The sequence below is a fragment of the Streptomyces sp. NPDC101110 genome (assembly GCF_044759525.1).
Classification (GTDB): domain Bacteria; phylum Actinomycetota; class Actinomycetes; order Streptomycetales; family Streptomycetaceae; genus Streptomyces.
Genome location: NZ_JBIVZM010000005.1, coordinates 364,045 through 382,844 on the forward strand (window position 1 = coordinate 364,045; position 18,800 = coordinate 382,844).

An 18,800-nucleotide genomic window follows, 5' to 3' on the forward strand; every position below is an offset into this window, starting at 1 on the left:
CGACATTGTGGGAGCAGCTGCCGGCTTTGGCCGGCGTTGCCGTGGGAGCCATCGGCTCCTACGTGGCAACCAGCCTTACGGAACGGAGCAGGTGGCGACGGGCAAGAGCCGAACGCTGGGACCAGAAAAGGCTGGACGCCTACGCGTCCTATGCGAACAGCTTGAAGCATCAGATCAACATCGCCCAGCGCATAGGAGCGGCGAGGGGCTTCCAGCACGCTGTGGACCCGCTGGATCCGGAGCAGGGTCTAGTACAGCTCAGCGAGGCCGAGGCACGGCGTGCGGCCGATTGGGAGACGGTGCTGCTCGTCGGGGATGCCGAGACCATAGCGGCGGCTCGCAAGTGGCATGAAGCCGTGTGGAACGTCGAACTTTACGCTCGCGGCCTGAAGGAAGACCCGGCCGGCTGGGAGAGAGCAGTCGGGCAGATGAGCCGAGCACGTGATGACTTCTATGCTCTCGCACGCCGAGACCTGGGCATCTCGGGGCCCCCACCACCGTCCGGCAACTGGCCGCGAGCCTGGCAGCAGCAAGACGAAACGAACTGAGAGCGACCCGTGACTGCCACGGCTGCCGGAGCCACGACGTGAGCTACAAGAACGAATCGGAAGATCAAGCAGGCGCCTGGGACCGAATCCTGGAGGAACATCTCAAAGACGACCGGGGCCGTGATCCACGTCGGCGGGGGACGTCGGGCTCAGGGATGCGGCATCCACGTGGCACCAGTGGCACGCGTGTGGCACAAACCGCCACGACGAAGGGCCAGCCTGGGAGGAAGCCCCTCCTGAGCTGGCCCTTTTCTCTGTGCCCCCGGCAGGATTCGAACCTGCGACACCCGCTTTAAGAGTTCGATGCGAGCCCGCTCCTGCTGATGTCGGTGACTGGTGTGACGGCCGGACCGAAACGCTGTTGTATGCCCCTGTCCGGCGTCGTTGATGTCAGCCGTGGATGTCAGAAGCGCTTTGGGGCGGCTGCACTTGGTTGTAGTACAGCGGCGAGGCACCGCCGCTCCTCCTGGGCCCGGACCGTTGTCAGTGCCACTTGCTAGTTTGCTGGTGGAGTGAGACCGGTCAGAGAACCTTCGAGGTCCGCGGTCAAGGGGGGTGGGCATAAAGGTCCCCGGGAGCCACCTCGGGACTATGTTGCAGGCCGTAGATCCCCACCCCCCTCATCCTCTGAGGTCAGCGGCCGGGGCACCTCCACTGGACGGTTGTGCCGGGAGCCTCACTCCTCCCCAGGCGGGATAAGGCGATCGGCGTCCTCAGCGTCGTCCACGTGTCCGTGCGCGTCGACGGCGATCGGGGTGGCGCGTCCTCGGGCCGTGACCAGCCAAGCAAGAACCTGCTCGGTCAATGGCCCGTTGCTGGGCCCTTCGTCCTTCCAGTACGCGCGCCAGCCGCCACCTGGTACGGCGGCTACCACCTGGTCGGCTTGCTCCAGGTGGGAGAAATCCGGGTAGTCCGTCACGGGGCGGCGGGTACCGCGTTTGGGATCGACCACCAGTGCCACGCCCGTCGCCTCGTCCCAGGCGTCCACGTGCGCTGTTCGACCGATCGTCGTCTCCGTGCCGGTGAAGATTGCGAGCCAGCCTGTCCCGTTGAAGTACCGCATGCGGTCATCGTCCATGACGACGGCCGGCCCCGACGGGGAAGTGCCCACTTCGGTGCCTTGGCGTGCTCTCAGCTTGGGAAGCTCAAGTCTCATTGGCAGCGGTTACTGTGCTGACCTGCGGCGGAGTACCGGTGGAGTCCTGGTCGCACCAGGCCAGGTGCCCGCTATTCCCCGTCGCTCCCCGCAGGATCTGGCACGCGAGTGGCACGGTCCCTTTGCCTCGAACGTTCCTCGGTGGATCTGGACCCCCGAGGGGCTGAGCCTCAGCCGAGGGCAGTCAGCAACGCGGCGGGCGCGCTGACCGACCACGCACTTGTATGCCTTGCCGCGCCCCCCACCGCCACGCTGTCATGAGGTCGACCATAGTGGGCCGCGCCGGCGGAAGCGTGGTGGGCTGGAGAGATAACCAGCTGACCAGCGCTTTGCGGGATGTGCCGCGCGTAGCGACCAGCCGCAGACGTAGGCAGGACACGCCTGGGCATCCATAAGAGAGCTGAGCGGCAGCCGTTCGTAGAGCGTTAGGGAGCCCAGGAGACTGTCCGGGGCTTCCTGTTCTGTCTTGCGTGCACCCTTAGCCCTCAACGGGTGAAAGTGATGGATAAGCAAGAGCCACCGCCCTAGAATGGCATACCTATGCATTTCGGGAGGTAGCCGTGCCTGACATCAACACCCTAGTCACTTTCTTTGGTGAAACCTTTTTGACCTACATCGGCGACTTGGATCCTGTAGCGAAACGGAAAGAGGGGGAGCTTACACCAGAAACGGTTAGCATCCTGGACAGCATTTGCATGTCGACGGCATACCAGGATCCGCAGACCCGATGGATGAACGTCGCAGCTAGCATCATGCGCTATGTGGGCCCTGCCGATATCTCCTTGGGTAATTACCTGCGCCAGCTCAATGGCGGGGATCCTGTTGTTCTGGAAACTACAGATGACGAACTGCATAACCAGCTGATTACTGTCGCCGCGGCCCTATATCCTGCTTTCCTCGTGAAACGCCCGGACGGTGAGCCGCTTAACGGCACCTTGGCCTGTGGCGGGGAGTTTATGGGGCATCCTCAAGGCCTCTCGTTCCTGGTGGGCGCTTTGAGGGATCCGGACATTTCTAAGCTCTTCCCGGGCGTAGAGCCTCCTGTAGGTCAGGAGTTGGGAGGGCAAGCGCGCTCAGTTACCGGCGTGGAGTCTTTCCTCGCGACCTCAAAGGGGGGCGTGCAAATTTTGCGCCTGCATTCCCTAGGAGAGCACATTCTGAACAATGCTTTCCATCGGCTAGTAGTGCAGGGCGGTGAAGTATCGCTTCAGACGTTCCTAGCGCAGGTCGGAGAAGTCCTTGGTGACATTCGGAGGTTGGGACGTGGAGAGTCTATTGGTGTAACGGTAGCAGTGGGCTTGTCTCGACTCGGCCTTGAATGTAAAGGGATTAAGTTGGGCGACGAGCGCATTGTGAAACGCGAATTCTTCTATGGGCGCCAGGGGGATGGAAGTCCTTGGGCCCCCATCGTGCTTCTGGCAAGGCAGGAATACAAGATCTATGCCATTAAAAGTGTGGTTTGGCGCGACAGCATGTTTGAGGAACTAGATCCTACGCCTTATGTGGACCGTACGCGCGAGTGGCATAGCGCGATGGAGTTGCGAGTCGATCGGTGCTGTCTCTCAATCTTCCTGGCCTCTGGCGCGGCTAGGCCTACCGGAGCCGTAGTGGACTTCACGGCCATTTTGGATCCCTTTACGCACTATCCCGTTGAACCATGGCAATCCCGCCCCTCCCCTAATGTGAGCGGAATTAGTCTCACGCAAGCTGCTGCTGATGAAGTGGCTTCCTGGTACTCGCGCGTTGGACAAAACCATGCCGCCAACCTCGATGTGTGCATCAGAAGGATGGTGTCTGCCTGCAACAGTCGATACACACCATCGGATTCACTCCTGGATGCGGTACTTGCTTGGGAGAATATGTTCAGTGGCACCCCGGAGACTGTGTTGCGCGTCTGTGGAGCCCTCTCTTCCCTTCTAGCAGCGGATACTTACAAGGACCGCGCCGAGCTTTTCAGCGAAATGAAGAAAATCTACACCGCTCGCAGCCAGATCGTTCACGGGAAAACTAAGCGTACACTGACGGAAGACGTAATCAGAGCCCACGCCGATAAAGCAATCGAGTATGCCTTCAAGGCTCTAAGGAAGCTATACGACTGCCCGGAGGTGTTGGCACTGAAGGATTCTGATGCTCGAGGAATGGCAGTGCTGATGGGTATTGCTCATGACAGAGGACATATGCTCAGTGAAGGTGACAAAAATTGAGCATCCTGTCAGTTGATGGTGAGGCGTCGAGGTGACGCCAACCGATCGAGGGAAATGCCGCAGGGACGAGCTTGGCGACTGGCCTATAGTTCGGCACGGTCAAGTAGGGGCTTGAGCCGGCCAAAACGCGACGACGGGTGCGTTGACTGATTACTCCTCAAATAATCTTCTCGGCGTGCTCTGCGATGGGTACAACGTTGGGCGTACCTGGAAGCACACCGCGTCGCCTGATTTCTTCGCCAGTGAACCAGCCGAATTCATCTCGCGTGGCCGTGAGGGTTGACCTTAGTGTGTCCTCTTGTTCGCGGGTGGGCAACAGTTCGTACACGTCTGCCATGATAAGTTCATGTGAGTCGGCATAAGGGCTGAATCGAATCTTGTCCACTATGCGGCCCTGGTATTCATGGAAGATGTAAGGGAACGGACCAGAAGGAAGAATGGAAGTGGATATGAGTTCCTCCTGGAACTCTCGCCATGGTGCATCTTCACGTCCACTTCGACTTTCAAACCAATGATAGAAGACTGAAAGGCTTGCCCCTCTAAGTCGAATCCTCAAATCAGCTTCGCTGGTTTGATCAATAGGAATCAGGTCGTCGTCCTGAGCTTCAATACTCGCTAGGAAATTCTGACCCTTGGGTGAGACCTTGAAGACGCCTCCAACAGGCTGATAGTGAGGAAATCGGGATCCCTTCACCAGTAGGTATTTTCCGTCGATCTTGATACGGAACAAGTAGGCGGCGGAAATGCGCACCATCTCGCTTCTGTATCGTATCGAATACCATCGCATGCGCAGGGCTGTTTTCTCACCGTTGATGGCGATTGCGGCAGGGACCACAAGAGCCAAAAATCCACCAGTCGCAAGATCGCTAACAGTCGAGTTTTGAAAAGTGAACCCTGATATTAGTAGCGCCATCGACGTAATGGCGTAGGTAATTGCACGTAGCATGTTGCGTCGGCTTTCTATTTCGGGAGGGGTATAATTGGAGGCTTCCGGAGTAGGTAGCGTGCCGTCCATCGAAGGTCAGACGTTGAGTCGGACAAGCCTTCGAGAAGAAATGGAGGAAGGTAGTCACATTCATACAGGGCTACGAGTATCGCTCGTTGAACAGGCTCACTACCTTCCGCCTCGTACTGCATGCGGAGAAGAGGCCCATCCGCCATCTCTGAAAACCGTCCGATATATCGCGCTGCAAATTCACGCGGATAATTGGGGCGATTCCTGTCGCGTAGGGTTGTCCATGCGTAATCTTTGAGCACCTTGGAGTTAATTTTCCTGCGCAGCGCTGAGTGAAGTATGTTCCTTTCGAGATAGGAGTAGTCGGCTAGGTCGAAGTCAAGCACCGTCGATTCGAGCGTGCTTACCATATCCTCGCGATGCTTAGGTATGCTCTCAACATATCGAAGGATCTGATCAGAAATGTGGTGAAGGTCTTTGAGGCTGCGAAGGGCCCATTGAACTGCTGTGGCATCGCGCTTTCTGCGGAAGCGGGTTAGGGAGAACTTGATATCTCGCTCTCCTTTCGGCCCCTGTTGCGTCGCTTGCTTGAAGAGTTCCCGGAGTAGCTTCTTAGCCTGCTGCGATCCACGATAATAAAAGTACGAGATCTGATCATGTGTGGAGTCGTCTAGGTGAGCAAGGCTTTCGGCTCGATCAAGTATTTCCGTCTTTCTGGAAGCGATCGTCAGGCGCCTAGCGCGTAGGGCCTGATTGGCACCGGCTAGTACTGATCGCAACTGCTCCCAGCCATAGCCGAATATGTAGGTGTCGTCCGAGTAGCGAACGTGCTGCACTCCGGATTGCCTTATATATTCGTCATATGGAAGCAGGTAAACGTTCGAAAGTGCACCTGATGCACTAGATCCTTGAGGAAGGCCCCAGGCGTGTGATTGCTGCTGGAATCTTTGAAGAAAATTGTAGAGCTGGCTAAGTAGCGGCTCATCGACTCCGGCTCTCGCTAGGTCCAACCGTAGAATGTCGATATCTATGTGCTCGTAGAAGGAGGCAACATCAGTTCTTGCCATTGTTAGCAGCGAGTCACTGTCTAGTATCTTCCGCGCTTGATGGCGCCATTCCAGCCAGTCTTCCACTGAGTGGATTTGGCTGCGACTGGTTCTATAGCTAAAGACGTTGTCCGAAAGTAGGTCATCCGTCTTAGATGTTGCCTGTGCGACTATGGCTTCGTACGTTAGACGATCTTTGATATCGAATCGAGCAAGCGGGCGTACTGAAATGGGGTCTTTGGGATGTTCGATGATTTCGACTCTGTTGGGGCCGCAGTTGATTCGCGAGATGTGCTCTAACATTTCCCGGCGGTAGCCATCTGTCCATAATGAACTGATGTCCCGGAAATTGATGATGTCTGGAAGTTCTTGACGGCTCTCAACGTTGAACAGGCGGCCAGCTACGAGATCCAGATATTTTGCCTTCGCCACTGACTTTCCTGCCACCCCGTCAACTCGCCGTAGTCACAGGCAGGTTACCCCCAGGATGGGGGTGGGCTCCAGGGTGGCCGAGCGGGCGGTGCAGCGGCTTTGGGCTGGAGCTGCTTTGGCGCGAGTGATCATGGCCCCATAAGCTTCCGGCGCGTCGGGCAGTCTGTGGACCTGCCCGCTAAAGCACGACGTTGGGGCCATGATCTTCGAGGCTCGCGCCAAAGTGGCTGCCTAAAGCCGCGGAGCCGACCGCCCCAGCCACGACGTACCCCTTCTCTTACCTCAAGCGGCTGATCGCTCTAAGCGCGGTGCGGGCGCCGGCCGGGCTGGAGCGGGGCGGAGACAGACATCTCACGCTGTTAAGGCGTCAAGGGGTGGGGGCCGAAGGCTTGCTGTTCGTTGTAGGGCTGTCGGGTTTGGAGGCAGTGGTAGAGCTGTCCGAGGAAGCGGTTGAAGAGGTGGCGTTGGGCGGCGGCGTGCCAGTCGCCGTGGTTGCGCCTGCGTTGGTAGTGGGCTTTGGCTCCTGGTGAGGCGCTTAAGGAGGCGAAGGCCCAGAGGTGGCCGGCGTGGCAGAGGCGGTCGTTTTTGATGTAGCGGCGGCCCACGTAGTGCTTCTTGCCTGATGAGCGGGTGATGGGTGCGGATCCGGCATAAGCCTTCAGGCCGCGGGCGTCGGAGAAGCGTGTGTGGTCGTCTCCGATCTCGGCCAGGATGCGGGCGGCGAGCTGTGGTCCCAGGCCGGGGAAGCTGAGAAGGATCTGGGCGTCGGGGTGTGTGCGGAGTTGTTCGTCGACGGCGATGGTGAGGTCGTCGGTGGCTTGGCAGGCGGCGTCCAGTTGGGTGAGCAGGGCGAGCAGTTGTCGGCCCATGGCGTGTTCGACGGGTGCGGGCTGGCGGGGCCTGTCTGTGCGGAAGAGGGCGTGTAGTTGGCGGGCGTCGGTTTCGATGTTCCGGCTTCGGCCGGCGCGTGTGAGGGTTCTGCGGAGTTGGGCGAGGGTGAGGTGGGCGGCTTGGGCCGGGGTGGGTGCCGTGGTCAGCACGTGACGGGCGTCGGGTCGGGCCAGTCCGCCTTTTCTGTTCTGGAAGGCTTCCAGGGCGGCTGGGTAGTACTCCCGTAGGAGCGAGCGTGCCTGGTTGGCGATCTGCTGGCGGTTCCAGACGGCGTCTTGTTGGGCGCGGGCCAGGACCGTGATGGCTTTGGCCTGGTCGCTGTCGTTTGGCAGAGGGCGGTGGCGGTGTATGTCGGTGCGCAGGATGTGTGCCAGTGCCAGCGCGTCAGCGCGGTCTGACTTGGTGCGGGAGAGTGTGTGGCGGTCCCGGTAGCGGGCGACGGCGAGCGGGTTGATTGCGAAGACCTGCCGGTGGCCGTTGTGCAGGGCAGCGACGAGTAGGCCTCGGCTGGTCTCGATGGCAACGGGGATGGGGTGTGTCGGACTGTCGCCGTGTTCGGTGAGCAGATTCAGAAGTTGGGTGTAGCCGGTGGCGTCATCGGTGATGCGGCACTGGGCCAGCGGTGTGCCGGCGTCGTCGACCAGGGCGACATCGTGGTGGTGTTCGGACCAGTCGATCCCGCAGAAGACCTTCACGGCGTCCTCCATGCGCGCGGTGTTGTGGGCGGAGCCGGTGCGGGCCATGCGGCGACCTAATTCCAGGACTTGATCTGTCCGCCATCTCACCAGCCGTTCATGGCACTGCACTCGGCCGGGCCTCTGTCTCAAGGAGAGCTCGCTGGCTCGCGAAGCGACGAAGAGGTCACTACGGCCGGGCTGGCTCACACCCCAGCCGCGCAAGGGTTGTCTTGGCTGTGACGTGATGTCGTGCTGGTCCGAGGACACCGGGTGTACCGCTCTGTCTCAAGGCCTGCGGGCCAGAAGCGCAGCAGGTATCTGCCCGGTGTCCACGCGGCCGTCACGTTACGCCAGCGTCCTGCGGGCGCCGCTCTTCCGTGAGGCGTCAAGGGCCAGGAGAACCGCAGGCATCCCCCGGTCAGCCAGCACACCATCGACCGCCTTAAGGAGGAATTAGGAGAGCCCACCCATGCATGACGACGAACTGCTGACGGTGCCTGACGTGATGGAGCGGCTGAAGCTCGGCCGCTCCACCGTCTACGACCTCATCCGCTCCCGTCGTCTGCCCTCGATCACCATCGGCCGATGCCGTCGCATCCCCGCGCGGGCTGTCCGCGAGTACATCACCCACGAACTGGAGGCAGCCGCCTGATGGCCCAGCAACGCAAGCGCAACCCCAACGGCGCCGGCACCATCACCAAGCGCAAGGACGGCCGCTTCCAGTGCGCGGTCTACGTCCTCCAGCCGGACGGCACCCGCGCCCGTAAGTTCGCCTACGGCAAGACCTGGGCCGAGTGCGACGCCAAACGTCGCGAGCTGCTGGACAAGGTCGACCAGCGCGTGCCCGTGCCCACCAAGTCGGCCAAGCTCTCGGACTGGCTCCTGTACTGGCTGGACAACGTCATCAAGCCCCGGCGGAAGCTCAGCACGTTCGACAAGTACGAGGCACACGTCCGGCTCTACCTGGTGCCCCTGCTCGGTGCCAAGCGGCTGGAATCCCTCGGCGTCGCCGACGTCCGCCGGTTCCTCGTCCGCCTGGAGAAGGAGACGACCGCCGCAACGGCCAAGGAGTCGCTCCGAGTTCTGCGCTCGGCCCTGTCTTCCGCCTGCCGCGAGGAACTCATCGCGCGCAACGTCGCCAAGCTCGTCGAGCCGCCCCGCACGGACAAGCCCGAGCTGCACCCCTGGACTCTCGACGAGACGCTCGACTTCCTCGCTGCCTCCCGCAAGGACCCGCTCTACGCGGCCTTCGTGCTCGCCATCGCCATGGGGCTCCGCCGAGGAGAGATCGTGGGCCTGCGCTGGTCGGACCTCGACCTCGACAACCGTGTCTTGTACGTCCGCCACCAGGTCCAGCGCCGCCGTGGCGTTCTGTACGACGACGACCCCAAGAGCCGCCGTCGCCGGGCGGTCCCTCTCCCCGCCCTCTGCATCGCGCCCCTGCGCTGGCACCGCCTACGGCAGGCGGACGCTCGTGCCAAGGCGGGGGAGAGGTGGCAGGAGTCGGACTACGTGTTCGCCACCCGAACCGGCCGCCCGGTCGAGCCGCGCAACCTGTACCGCTCCTTCACCCGCGTCGCCGAGTCCGCTGGCCTCCGTGTCATCCGACTGCACGACGCTCGCCACGGGACGGCCACGTTGCTCACGGCGGCCGGAGTCGCGCCCCGAGTCGTGATGGAGATCCTCGGTCACTCCCAGATCAGCATCACCATGGACGTCTACACGCACGTCGTCCAGGACACCCAGCGCGAAGCCATGAGCCACATGGACCGCCTGCTCAGGAGACGCCTCATCCGCGCGTGACCGCCCGCGTTGATGTCAGAAGTAGATGTCAAAGGCCCCGGACCATGATCGGTCCGGGGCCTTTTGGCTGGTGCCCCCGGCAGGATTCGAACCTGCGACACCCGCTTTAGGAGTCCGTTACTGAGGCGGGTGTGACCAGCGATCGGCGACCAGCAGGCCTCTGACCTGCGCGTTTCTCATCGTTGGGTATCGGATGGTATCGAGCCGAGTCGGATTCTGATGTGTACGGCATGTGTACGGGAACCCTTGCCGAGGGTGTTGCACGTTAGACGCACCCGGGTCTAAGGTGATGTCATCGCTTCGAAAACGAAGCGGCCCCAACCCGGTGCGTCAACACCGTGAAGGGGCCTGACGGATCACCTGACGCAACAGGAGACCGCTATGGCTCAGTCTGCCATCAGCCAGCACGTTGCCGCTCTCGCCGGCATCCCTTCTCAGCCGACGGCTAAGACCGTTCCCGGCGCCCTGAAGCCGGGTTACCGGCTCGTCCCGGCCCGTATCGGCCGGTCGACCGACGAGGGCATCATCGTCCACCTCCCCTGCCCCACGTGGTGCGTCGTCGACCACGTCGCCGAGAAGAGCGTGTTCCTCGAGGACGTGAACCACGAGGGCGAGCGCCGGGCGATGTCCTTCACCCCGAGCAGCGGCCCGCGGGTGCCCGTCGAGGTGTACCTGTCGCAGTGGCCCGGATCGCACGAGCCGCAGACGCAGCTGGCGGTCGACCTCGACTACGAGGTGGAGACCTACGACCGGACGGCCGCGCTCGCGCTGGCCGACCAGATGGCGGCGTTCGCCGAGGACGTTCGCCGGCTCGCCGAGACGCTGCCGGACGACAGCCGGGTTCGTGGGGAGGCCGTCTGATGCCGCGCCGCAACGCGAACGTCGACCGCAGCAGGTACCTGGTCATCGAGTCGGTGGACCTGACCCGGGTCGAGGAGACGCCGGCCCTGCCGAAGCTGCCCCGTAAGGCCTGCTCCCGCCGCCGCGCCATGCGCGTCCGGGGGTGGTGAGCGTGAGCTACACGCCGCTGCACGACCCGGCCCGGGCGATCTCGGAGCCCGCGCACCTCGACGTCGAGATCGCCGTCACCCGGCAGATCCTCGACGAGACCGCCGGCCTGAACATCCACTCCGACGACGACATGCGGTCCGCGGCGTTCGCCCTGGACTGCCGCGTGCGCGCCCTGCTCGCCGCGATCGAAGCCGCGCGGGGTGAGCGCCAGTGAGCACGCCCCGCACGGTGACCGTGCACACCGGGGATCACGGCGACGTCCACATGATCGAGCCGTTCTGGTGCGCCGGGGACCACCCGGCCGAGGGGTACCGCGAGGACATCGAGCACCGGTCGGAGGATGTGGTGCTGACGGTGCCGACGCCCTGCTGCGGAGAGCAGAAGCTGACGACGCTCACGCTCGTGCAGCGGCCGTTCTCCCGCACGGACACCACCGCCAAGGCCACGGTCGAGTTCTCCGAGGACTACCACGACGTCACCTCCGCCCAGCTGGCCGAGTTCACCGACGCCCTGGTCGCCCTGGCGGTCGGCCCCCTCCACCAGTTCATCGAGCGCCTGCAGCTGCTGGAAGGGGGCGAGCGGTGAGCCGCGCCCTGATGTACGTCCTGGTCCTGCCGCTGCTGGCGGCAGAGGTGTGGGCGCAGTTCGTGGCCAACGACCAGCGGCTCGTCGCCCTGTTCGCGGTCCTCGCACTCGGGGTCCTCGCCGTGCGCTGGATCACCGGCCCGGAAGCGGACGCCTGCCCGCCCAACTGCCGCAAGTGCGCCGAGTCCGAGTCGCTCGCTGAGGGCGACCGGTGACCGCGAAGTGGCCCGTTCGCCGGCCGACCGAGCATGCCGCCTTGCGTGCGGTGTGCCGGTCGGCCCGGCCGACCCCGTCTGTCCCTGCCCTGATGGCTGCGTTGCTGCTCGCGAATGAGCGGCGTGACCGTGAGGGCGTCTGCCTGGCCGCACATCGCGTCGCTCGCGTCGCGGCACCGAAGGAGTTCGGAGAATGAGCACTCTCAAGAAGGCGGCGCCGTGGGCGCTGCCCGCTGCACTGACCGCCGTCGCTGTCGTGTGGGCGGTGGCCGCGATCGGCGACACCCTCACCGCGCAGGCTCACCCCGCGTTCGCGTACAGCGTCGCCGTCCTCTATGACGCCGTCTGGCTGTACGCCCTGGCGCAGGAGACCGCGCACCGCCGGCAGGGCTCGAGCGCCCGCCTGCCGAAGGCGATCGGCTGGACGTTCCTGCCGCTGACCGTCGCCGTGCTGGCCGTTCACGGGCTGCTCGCCGGTGACGTCCTGGCCGCCGCGGTCGGCGCCCTGATCCCCGTCCTGGCGAAGGTCACTTTGGTGATGGCGATCGACCGGGACCGCACACGGATCAGCCCCCGGGCGCAGGCCGCCATCGACCGGACCCGTGCTGCGACCCGTGACCGTATCGCCGTGTCCCGGGCCGTCGCCGCGGCACGGGCCGACGAGACCACGGCGGCGGCCGACATCGTGAAGGGCGCCCGCCAGGCGGAGGCGGAGGCGGTCACCGTCACGCACGACGCCTACGAGAAGTACGCCGAAGTGATCGACCGGCACCCCCTGCCGGAGGCGGTCGAGGAGCTGCCCGGCCTGATCTCCGACAGGGAGCTTGAGGCCCTTCTGTCGGGGGGTGTGCCGGAAGGTGTTCCCGCACTTGGCACGGGGGGTGCGGAGACTATCCGCACCCCTGGCGGCACACCCTCGGCACAGGAGGCGAAGGCCGCCAACGACCAGGCGGTGGCGCTGCTCGCCGTGCAGCTGTACGCGACGAACCCGCCGCCCTCAAAGCGCAAGTTCCGGGAGGCCATGCGCGCCGAGATGAACGCCCGTGGCCTGACCGGGTCGTGGGAGACCATCGACGCCCTGTACGACCGGGAGAAGTCCCTCACCGGGCAGGGCGGGGGCACGCCGTGAGCGACGCACTCGACAAGGCGGAGAAGGCCCTCATCGAGGCGCAGACGAACACGTCCGCCGTGCAGCTGGCCGCGATGGCGATGGAGCTGGCGAAGCTGGCCACCCAGCAGCAGGCACAGGCGCCGGCGCAGACCTGCCAGCACGACCACCACAAGCCGCGACGGAGCTCGGGCGAGTGGATCGGCATCGCCTGCGCGGTGTGCGTCGGATCCGTCGGCCTGGCGTTCGCGTCGCTGGCGCTGGCCATCCTCGGCGGCGTCGCCGCCATCGTCGTCCTGGTCCTGCGGGACATGTGGGCCGACTTCCAGAAGGGAAAGTGACCATGGCCGATGACCTGAGCCCGAGCGACTTCACGTTCGGGGAGAAGGCCCGCCTGGCCGGCCTGGTGGCCCGGATGGCGAAGCGCGGCGTGGCCGGCATGGACGTCGACATCCGCGACCTGCAGCGCAAGGTCGAGCGGATCGAGGACCAGGCCCGCCGCCGCAAGCACGGCAAGTAGCTACACCCCGGGGCGGCCGTCATGCTGCCAGGCTCGCCGGCCGCCCCGGGCCTTCCAGCCGCCCTCACGAGCAACCGGAGATCACATCATGACGGACACCCTGCCCCGACCCGCAATCAACGGGCACGACAAGCCGCAGGTGAGCCTGCTCAAGTTCGCACCCGAGCAGCCGGAACTGCCCGCTGTCGAGGACGCCCAGGGCGTCGAGGCGGTCGACCGCCCGGACAACCCCCTTGCCGACTGGCTGACCGTGCCGGACGTGCCGATCCTCCCGCCCTGGGCCCGCTCCGTGGCCTCCCTGAAGGCCAACACGGCGGCCCTCGGCCGTCTGTGCCTGTGGCACACCCGCTACCACTCCCTGCGCATCCCCAAGTACGCGTTCCGCATGGCGTGGCTGGCCACAAAGGGCCTGTGGCGTGCGGTGCGCGGCCTGTGGCCCACGCTGACCGCCCACGACCAGACCGCCCCGGTCAAGGCCCTGCGCGCCCAGGTCAAGGTCAAGCCCGAGGACGTCGAGACGGCCGCCCGGTACGCCCTCGCGCACCGCCAGCGAACCATCACCCGCCGCTGGAGGTGGGGTGCCGCCGCAACCGCCGTCACCGCCGCCGCCGTTGGCTGGTACCTGGCCCCGCCGCTGCTGCAGGCCGGGATGGCCGCCGCCACGATGGTGCCGCTGGCCTACTTGGGCCGCGGGGACGACGTGCAGCTGCTCGACAACCCGACCCCGCCTCTGCGGGTCGACATGACCGCCCAGCAGCTCAACGACGCGCTCCGGGCCGCGGGCCTGCTCAAGCAGGGCAAGGGCGACGACGACGGACCCAAGGTCACCTGCGTGATGGGCCCGGTACGAGACGGGCGCGGCTGGGCAGTCATCTTCGACCTGCCCAAGGGCGGCGGGAAGACCGCTGCTGACGTGCTGGCGAAGCGCACGGCGATCGCCGCCGAGCTCGGCGTCGACGAGATCCAGGTCATCGCCTCCCGCGTCCGCGCGGCGGCCGGCGGCAACGCCGGACGGGTGTCGATGTGGGTTGCCGACGACGACCCCTACCTCGGCACGCCGAACCCGTCGCCGCTGGTCAAGGCCGAGACGTTCTCCGTGTGGGACCCGATCCCGTTCGGGCAGGACGCCCGCGGCAACCGCATCACCGTGCCCGTCATGTGGCAGTCGCTGTTCTTCGGCGGCCTCCCCCGCCGCGGCAAGACGTTCACGCAGCGCCTCATGACCGCGGCCGGCCTGCTCGACCCTTTCGTCAGGCACTACGTCGCCGACGGCAAGGGCGGCGCCGACTGGATGCCGATGAAGGCCGTCGCGCACCGGCTCGTGATGGGCGCCGAGGACGACGCCGTCGAGGCGCTGAAGGCCATGCTGAAGGAGCTGCTGGCGGAGATGGAGCGCCGCTTCGTCCTGCTGCGCGGCCTCCCGGTATCGGTGTGCCCCGAGGGCAAGCTGACGCCGACGATCGTCGAGAAGTACAACGTGCCGGTCATCTTCGTGACGATCGACGAGCTGCAGGAGTACTTCACGGCGATGGAGAAGGACGACCGCGACCAGGTCATCAACGACCTGTGCCGCATCGCACGGCGCGGCCCGGCAGCCGGGTTCATCTCCAACTTCGCCTCCCAGCGGCCCGACGCCGACAGCGTGCCGACGAAGTTGCGGGAGATCATCACCCTTCGGTACTCGACGCAGGTCGTCGACCAGACGTCCAGCGACATGGTGCTCGGCAAGGGCAAGGCCGCCCAGGGCGCGGACGCGTCGGTCCTGTCCGAGGAGCACAAGGGCACGGGCGTGCTGGTCACAGGCCCGGCCTCGTTCGTCACGGTGCGGGCCGACTTCCTCGACGGGCCCGGATTCGCCGAGCTGTGCCAGCGCGGCCGTACCCTGCGCGTCAAGCACAACCAGCTGACCGGCGACGCAGTCGGGGACGTCACCGCGGCAGCCGACCAGGCCGGCGTCACCATCGCCCCCGTCCTGTCCGACTGCCTCGACGTCATGCGGCACGCCGACCGCATGCACACCGTCGACCTGCTCGACCGGCTCGTGAACGTCGACGAAGACCGTTACGGCGACTGGGACGCCGAGCGCCTGGCCGCCGAGCTCGAGGCCGCTGGCGTCGACCGCACCACGAAGCAGGTGAAGGTGGGCGGGAAGAACCTCGCCGGCTACCGGCGCTCCGACCTCGAGGCCGCCGTGCCTGCCGAACTGCTGCTGGCCGCACGGCGGGTAGAGGCCGCCCCCACTACGGACCCCGCTACGAACAGCCCTTCCGGCGAGATCACCGAAGGCGCCTGATGTAGAGGGGGCCCGCTACCCCGGTAGCGGGCCCGGTAGAGGGCTCCCACCTGCGAAGTAGTGCCCGTAGAGGGGCACAGAAGGCCCCCGTCCGAACCCACGGACGGGGGCCTTTTCGCGTTTCTGGGGGCGTCACCGCAGAACGATGACGCGGCCTTTGCCGGGCGTCCCGCGGCTGCTCTTGTCCTTGCCGAGTCCCTTAGCCATGGCGTCGACGCGGCACTGCCAGGCGAGGACCGCGGCCACGGCCGCGTCAATCTTGCGGGGCGACTCCGGATGCTCCTTCATGATCTGGATACCGGACCGGGACGAGCGGCGCCGGGCGTTGAGGATGTGGCGGGCCAGGACGCTCGACCCGTCGTGCGTCATCTCCGAGTCGGCAACCGACGAGCGGAACGCCTCCAGCGCCCGCACGATCAGATTCGATCGGCCACCCGTCATCCACCACTCGATGGGGTGCTGCATGGTCGCCTTCACCTTCAGCCGGCGCCCATACTTCGCCTCCCAGCTGGCGACGTGAGACTCCCACTTGGCAGGGTCCGCGTACATACCGACCACCTTGTACGAGCGGAACGCGTCCTCCACCGCGGCCAGCACCTCGACCGTGGGCACCTGCCAGTTCATCCCCTCCGGGCCGTCCGGCTGCTCCCAGCAGCCCAGCAGGAACACGTGCCCGTCCGAGACACGGCAGCCCACCAGGGCCGTCGCGTCCGTCACGGCGTGGGAGCGGCGCCGGGACCCGTCGAACCCGAGCACGATCGGCTCGTTCGGGCCGACGACCTTGTCCGCGGCCGTGACCGCCGACCACTCCGGCTGAGAGATCCACCCGTCCGCGGCGTGCGTAACCTGCCCCAGGTAGAAGCGGCGCGCGTCCTGCGGGTGCGTCGCCGGGTCCCACACCTCGGCGGCGATCCGCTCCAGCCGCACCCAACCGCCGTTCACATCAGCCGAGTCCCCGTAGGCGTGCGCAAGACCGCTCAGCAGAGACTCGCGGTCGCCCATGTCCGTCTCGGCCGGCGCCTCCCGGTGGTCGTACAGCAGACCCTCATCTTTCGCCCGACCTTCCCGTATCCGCTTCCAGTACTCCGCGGTGTCCTCCGCGACGGAACCCTCACCGGGCACGTAGGCGTTCGGCGACTCCACCGACGTCCCCCCGGTCTTGCCCAGGTTCCGGCGCAGCGTCGCCGCCAGGCGCACACCGCCGTTCGACGGGCGCCACTCCTCGGTTTGGTCGAGCACACACCAGATGGGCCGGTTGCCCTCCCTCGACGGTGCCGACGACGTCACGAACTCGATGCGCCCGGAGGGCAGGTTCACGAACGTGTCCAGCGGCTCGACGCCCCGGTACGCGTCCAGCACCGGACCCTCGCGGAGCATCTCCAGCAGGGGCGCCCAAGCGTTCCTGGTCTGATCCTCGGACACGGCTGCAAGTTGCAGCCAAGGAGTACGTACATCGGCCCACGGCCGGCCCACCGGTTCGCCGTTGGCGTCGTACCCGTCCGGGACCACATCGGCCAGAGCCTCCGCACAGGTGAGTGCGGCCAGAAATGGAGACTTCCCCCACCCCTTCGGGCGAGACAGGCAGGCACGGCGGTACCGGCGCTGCCCGGTCCGCGGGTCGATGGCGTACAGCTGCAGGACGAAATGCGCCTGCTCGCGGGTCACCTGGAACGGCTCGTAGTCGGCACGGTCCGGTGTCGCCAGGAACTCGCGCATCCAGTCGATGACGTAGTGCCCGAGCGTCGGCAGCTCCCCCGGGTACCTAGGCCCCCGCCACGGCATCCGTGCCACCCCCCTCGATCACCTTCAGGTCCGCGAAGCGCTCCGAGGACGACGCCCCGGTGGGCCGCTTGCTGTCGGCCTCGTCGGCCTGCGCGAACTGCATGCGCAACCTGGCTCGGTCCTCCGGGGTGGCGCCGAACTTCGCCACCCTCAGCCGCAACTCGGGGCCGGCCGACATCTCACCGGCCCACAGGCGGGCGTGAATCAGGGCCGTGTCGACCAGGAACGACCAGTCCGACGACGAGAAGTGCTCAGCCTGAGGGGACGCCTTCCACATCTCCCACCAGTCGAGGGTGGGCTGAGGCCACTCGGCATCCCGCGGGAGCCGCGGGAGGTCCGGCGGCTCCGCCTTTTCATGGCGGAGCACGGTCTGAGCGTGCTGATCCTTACGGTGCCCGGCACGGCGCCGGGGGTCCTTCGGCGGTACTCCGCGGCCTGCCATGGCCACCTCCCTAGTTCATGATCCAAAGGCCCAGAGGCGGGCCCAGACAGGGCGTCAATACGGTCCCGATCCGCATAACCGCAGGTCAGGGGCATTTCCCCAGGTCAGAGGCTTGATCGCGTAGCGCCTTGATCGGCTGCTTGATCGCGTCTCCGGGGTGCGGTGTCGGCGTCCGTGCTCGGTGTCGTCTCGCTCGCCTTGATGCTGTTGTTGATGTTGCTTTCGAGTTCCTTTGATCAATTCGTTTCGTTGATTGATCTTTCGAACTTCGTTTTGATCTTTTGTCTTTTGATCTTTGTCTTGTCTCTGCCCTTGCCCCTGCCCCCCGGTGGGGGGTGGGGGTAGGGGTGCGGTCCGGCCGGCTGGCGGCCTCGGCCCCGAGGTAGGACCGACCGGACCGCGCGACGCTGGTGAGTCGCTTGCAGTCGCCCCTGGAGGAATGGACTGCTCGCTCACCATCGGTCCATGTCAGCCGTGAAGATGGCAGCTGCACGGTGCCGTTGACGTCGGGTCTCATGGGTCAGGCTGCGTCGTTGCCGTGCACCTCGAGGTCGGCGCCTGCCAGCTGCATGACCTGTCCGGCGCTGAGCCTGCCGAGTTCGGTGGGCGTGTCGAGCGCGTAGCTCCAGTCGCTTCCGGTGTCAGGCTCGTGCAGTTCGGTGAGCTGCTTGTAGGTGTCGGCCTTGCCGGGCGAGGACTCGGCGTAGGCGGCGACGATGGGCTGCCATGCCTGGCCGAGGAGGGTGACGCCGGCCTGTTCGGCGGCGTGGGCGGCGAGGGCCTTGACCATGTCGGTGTCACCGGCGCGCTGCGCCCGCTGGAATGCGGCCTGTGCTTCGCGGGGGTCGGTGATGGCGGCGGCCTTCTCCCTCGCGTCCCTTGCGCTCATGGCGCCTGCGCCGGTGGAGTCGTCGCCGCCGAACAGCTTCCGCTCGAGGAAGTCGCGCTGCCGCTGGTAGCTGGCCTTGTTCTCTTCGAGCAGGGCGGCCATCTTCCGTTCGGCGTCCTGGTGGGCGCGGGCGATGGACACCTGCCGGGCCTGCTGGGTGAGGTCGCGCCGGCTGCGGATGCGGGCGAGGGCACGGTCGCGCTCGGCACGGATGCTGTCGGGGGTTGCCTTGGTCATGGTCAG

The 18,800-nt window shown here is 65.4% G+C and carries 20 protein-coding genes and 1 tRNA gene; 13 read left to right on the forward strand and 8 right to left on the reverse strand.

All coding sequences use genetic code 11. The features are described from left to right. Positions 1-161 precede the first annotated feature (161 nt). Positions 162-548 carry a hypothetical protein gene (locus ACIQU3_RS14175; protein WP_403732732.1) on the forward strand — a complete coding sequence of 129 codons (387 nt, stop codon included), beginning with the start codon at positions 162-164 and terminating at the stop codon, positions 546-548. Positions 549-1,224: 676 nt separating this feature from the next. On the opposite strand, the gene ACIQU3_RS14180 is transcribed toward ACIQU3_RS14175, so the two are convergent. Continuing rightward, positions 1,225-1,611, reverse strand: a complete 387-nt coding sequence (locus tag ACIQU3_RS14180; protein WP_403732735.1) for a hypothetical protein — start codon at positions 1,609-1,611, stop codon at positions 1,225-1,227. A gap of 653 nt (positions 1,612-2,264) precedes the next feature. Between ACIQU3_RS14180 and ACIQU3_RS14185 the strand changes: the two genes are divergently transcribed. Then, positions 2,265-3,908, forward strand: a complete 1,644-nt coding sequence (locus ACIQU3_RS14185) for a hypothetical protein (RefSeq protein WP_403732738.1) — start codon at positions 2,265-2,267, stop codon at positions 3,906-3,908. A 157-nt stretch (positions 3,909-4,065) separates the two neighbouring features. On the opposite strand, the gene ACIQU3_RS14190 is transcribed toward ACIQU3_RS14185, so the two are convergent. The 3 genes from ACIQU3_RS14190 to ACIQU3_RS14200 all read right to left on the reverse strand — a co-directional run bounded on the left by ACIQU3_RS14190 (position 4,066) and on the right by ACIQU3_RS14200 (position 7,939). Continuing rightward, positions 4,066-4,923 (reverse strand): hypothetical protein, encoded by an 858-nt coding sequence (locus ACIQU3_RS14190; RefSeq protein ID WP_403925110.1) that lies wholly within the window; start codon positions 4,921-4,923, stop codon positions 4,066-4,068. After that, positions 4,869-6,341 (reverse strand): reverse transcriptase domain-containing protein, encoded by a 1,473-nt coding sequence (locus tag ACIQU3_RS14195; protein ID WP_403732744.1) that lies wholly within the window; start codon positions 6,339-6,341, stop codon positions 4,869-4,871. Before ACIQU3_RS14195 ends, ACIQU3_RS14190 begins: the two co-directional genes overlap by 55 nt. Positions 6,342-6,700: 359 nt before the next feature. Beyond that, positions 6,701-7,939 carry an IS110 family transposase gene (locus tag ACIQU3_RS14200; RefSeq protein WP_403733401.1) on the reverse strand — a complete coding sequence of 413 codons (1,239 nt, stop codon included), beginning with the start codon at positions 7,937-7,939 and terminating at the stop codon, positions 6,701-6,703. A 439-nt stretch (positions 7,940-8,378) separates the two neighbouring features. On the opposite strand from ACIQU3_RS14200, the gene ACIQU3_RS14205 reads away from it, so the two are divergent. After that, positions 8,379-8,561: a helix-turn-helix domain-containing protein gene (locus tag ACIQU3_RS14205; protein WP_062927388.1), complete on the forward strand. Its 183-nt coding sequence runs from the start codon at positions 8,379-8,381 to the stop codon at positions 8,559-8,561. Beyond that, entirely contained in the window at positions 8,561-9,712 is a 1,152-nt protein-coding gene (locus ACIQU3_RS14210) for a tyrosine-type recombinase/integrase (RefSeq protein ID WP_403732748.1), read from the forward strand. Before ACIQU3_RS14205 ends, ACIQU3_RS14210 begins: the two co-directional genes overlap by 1 nt. 68 nt (positions 9,713-9,780) lie before the next feature. On the opposite strand, the gene ACIQU3_RS14215 is transcribed toward ACIQU3_RS14210, so the two are convergent. Further along, positions 9,781-9,859 (reverse strand) — tRNA-OTHER (locus tag ACIQU3_RS14215). 234 nt (positions 9,860-10,093) lie between these two features. Here ACIQU3_RS14215 and ACIQU3_RS14220 point away from each other — a divergent pair. The 9 genes from ACIQU3_RS14220 (at position 10,094) to ACIQU3_RS14260 (ending at position 15,444) form a co-directional block, all read left to right on the forward strand. Then, complete coding sequence (locus ACIQU3_RS14220; RefSeq protein WP_403925112.1) at positions 10,094-10,573, forward strand: DUF6907 domain-containing protein; 480 nt, start codon at positions 10,094-10,096, stop codon at positions 10,571-10,573. Next, entirely contained in the window at positions 10,573-10,722 is a 150-nt protein-coding gene (locus ACIQU3_RS14225) for a hypothetical protein (RefSeq protein WP_403925115.1), read from the forward strand. Before ACIQU3_RS14220 ends, ACIQU3_RS14225 begins: the two co-directional genes overlap by 1 nt. Positions 10,723-10,724: 2 nt before the next feature. Further along, positions 10,725-10,937: a hypothetical protein gene (locus tag ACIQU3_RS14230; RefSeq protein WP_403925117.1), complete on the forward strand. Its 213-nt coding sequence runs from the start codon at positions 10,725-10,727 to the stop codon at positions 10,935-10,937. Beyond that, positions 10,934-11,308, forward strand: coding sequence for a DUF6907 domain-containing protein (locus ACIQU3_RS14235; protein ID WP_403925120.1), 375 nt, complete (start codon positions 10,934-10,936; stop codon positions 11,306-11,308). The genes ACIQU3_RS14230 and ACIQU3_RS14235 overlap by 4 nt, the downstream gene beginning before the upstream one ends. Next, complete coding sequence (locus tag ACIQU3_RS14240; protein WP_403925122.1) at positions 11,305-11,523, forward strand: hypothetical protein; 219 nt, start codon at positions 11,305-11,307, stop codon at positions 11,521-11,523. The genes ACIQU3_RS14235 and ACIQU3_RS14240 overlap by 4 nt, the downstream gene beginning before the upstream one ends. Positions 11,524-11,716: 193 nt before the next feature. Next, positions 11,717-12,652 (forward strand): hypothetical protein, encoded by a 936-nt coding sequence (locus tag ACIQU3_RS14245; RefSeq protein WP_403925125.1) that lies wholly within the window; start codon positions 11,717-11,719, stop codon positions 12,650-12,652. After that, positions 12,649-12,972 (forward strand): hypothetical protein, encoded by a 324-nt coding sequence (locus ACIQU3_RS14250; RefSeq protein ID WP_403925128.1) that lies wholly within the window; start codon positions 12,649-12,651, stop codon positions 12,970-12,972. The genes ACIQU3_RS14245 and ACIQU3_RS14250 overlap by 4 nt, the downstream gene beginning before the upstream one ends. A 2-nt stretch (positions 12,973-12,974) precedes the next feature. Continuing rightward, entirely contained in the window at positions 12,975-13,151 is a 177-nt protein-coding gene (locus ACIQU3_RS14255; RefSeq protein WP_403925130.1) for a DUF6257 family protein, read from the forward strand. Positions 13,152-13,239: 88 nt separating this feature from the next. Continuing rightward, positions 13,240-15,444 carry an FtsK/SpoIIIE domain-containing protein gene (locus ACIQU3_RS14260; protein WP_403925133.1) on the forward strand — a complete coding sequence of 735 codons (2,205 nt, stop codon included), beginning with the start codon at positions 13,240-13,242 and terminating at the stop codon, positions 15,442-15,444. A 132-nt stretch (positions 15,445-15,576) separates the two neighbouring features. Here ACIQU3_RS14260 and ACIQU3_RS14265 read toward each other — a convergent pair whose 3' ends face one another. The 3 genes from ACIQU3_RS14265 to ACIQU3_RS14275 form a co-directional block, all read right to left on the reverse strand. Next, positions 15,577-17,226 carry a terminase gene (locus tag ACIQU3_RS14265; RefSeq protein WP_403925344.1) on the reverse strand — a complete coding sequence of 550 codons (1,650 nt, stop codon included), beginning with the start codon at positions 17,224-17,226 and terminating at the stop codon, positions 15,577-15,579. Beyond that, positions 17,207-17,593 (reverse strand): hypothetical protein, encoded by a 387-nt coding sequence (locus ACIQU3_RS14270; RefSeq protein WP_403925136.1) that lies wholly within the window; start codon positions 17,591-17,593, stop codon positions 17,207-17,209. Before ACIQU3_RS14270 ends, ACIQU3_RS14265 begins: the two co-directional genes overlap by 20 nt. Positions 17,594-18,188: 595 nt before the next feature. After that, complete coding sequence (locus tag ACIQU3_RS14275; RefSeq protein ID WP_403925138.1) at positions 18,189-18,794, reverse strand: hypothetical protein; 606 nt, start codon at positions 18,792-18,794, stop codon at positions 18,189-18,191. Between the last annotated feature and the right edge of the window lie 6 nt (positions 18,795-18,800).

Bases quoted from the DNA above. Each gene is read 5' to 3' on its own strand.
- ACIQU3_RS14180 (WP_403732735.1), bottom strand. From the start codon at position 1,611: ATGCGGTACTTCAACGGGACAGGCTGGCTCGCAATCTTCACCGGCACG.
- ACIQU3_RS14190 (WP_403925110.1), bottom strand. From the start codon at position 4,923: ATGGACGGCACGCTACCTACTCCGGAAGCCTCCAATTATACCCCTCCC.
- ACIQU3_RS14200 (WP_403733401.1), bottom strand. From the start codon at position 7,939: ATGGAGGACGCCGTGAAGGTCTTCTGCGGGATCGACTGGTCCGAACAC.
- ACIQU3_RS14205 (WP_062927388.1), top strand. From the start codon at position 8,379: ATGCATGACGACGAACTGCTGACGGTGCCTGACGTGATGGAGCGGCTG.
- ACIQU3_RS14210 (WP_403732748.1), top strand. From the start codon at position 8,561: ATGGCCCAGCAACGCAAGCGCAACCCCAACGGCGCCGGCACCATCACC.
- ACIQU3_RS14220 (WP_403925112.1), top strand. From the start codon at position 10,094: ATGGCTCAGTCTGCCATCAGCCAGCACGTTGCCGCTCTCGCCGGCATC.
- ACIQU3_RS14225 (WP_403925115.1), top strand. From the start codon at position 10,573: ATGCCGCGCCGCAACGCGAACGTCGACCGCAGCAGGTACCTGGTCATC.
- ACIQU3_RS14245 (WP_403925125.1), top strand. From the start codon at position 11,717: ATGAGCACTCTCAAGAAGGCGGCGCCGTGGGCGCTGCCCGCTGCACTG.
- ACIQU3_RS14255 (WP_403925130.1), top strand. From the start codon at position 12,975: ATGGCCGATGACCTGAGCCCGAGCGACTTCACGTTCGGGGAGAAGGCC.
- ACIQU3_RS14260 (WP_403925133.1), top strand. From the start codon at position 13,240: ATGACGGACACCCTGCCCCGACCCGCAATCAACGGGCACGACAAGCCG.
- ACIQU3_RS14265 (WP_403925344.1), bottom strand. From the start codon at position 17,226: ATGCCGTGGCGGGGGCCTAGGTACCCGGGGGAGCTGCCGACGCTCGGG.
- ACIQU3_RS14275 (WP_403925138.1), bottom strand. From the start codon at position 18,794: ATGACCAAGGCAACCCCCGACAGCATCCGTGCCGAGCGCGACCGTGCC.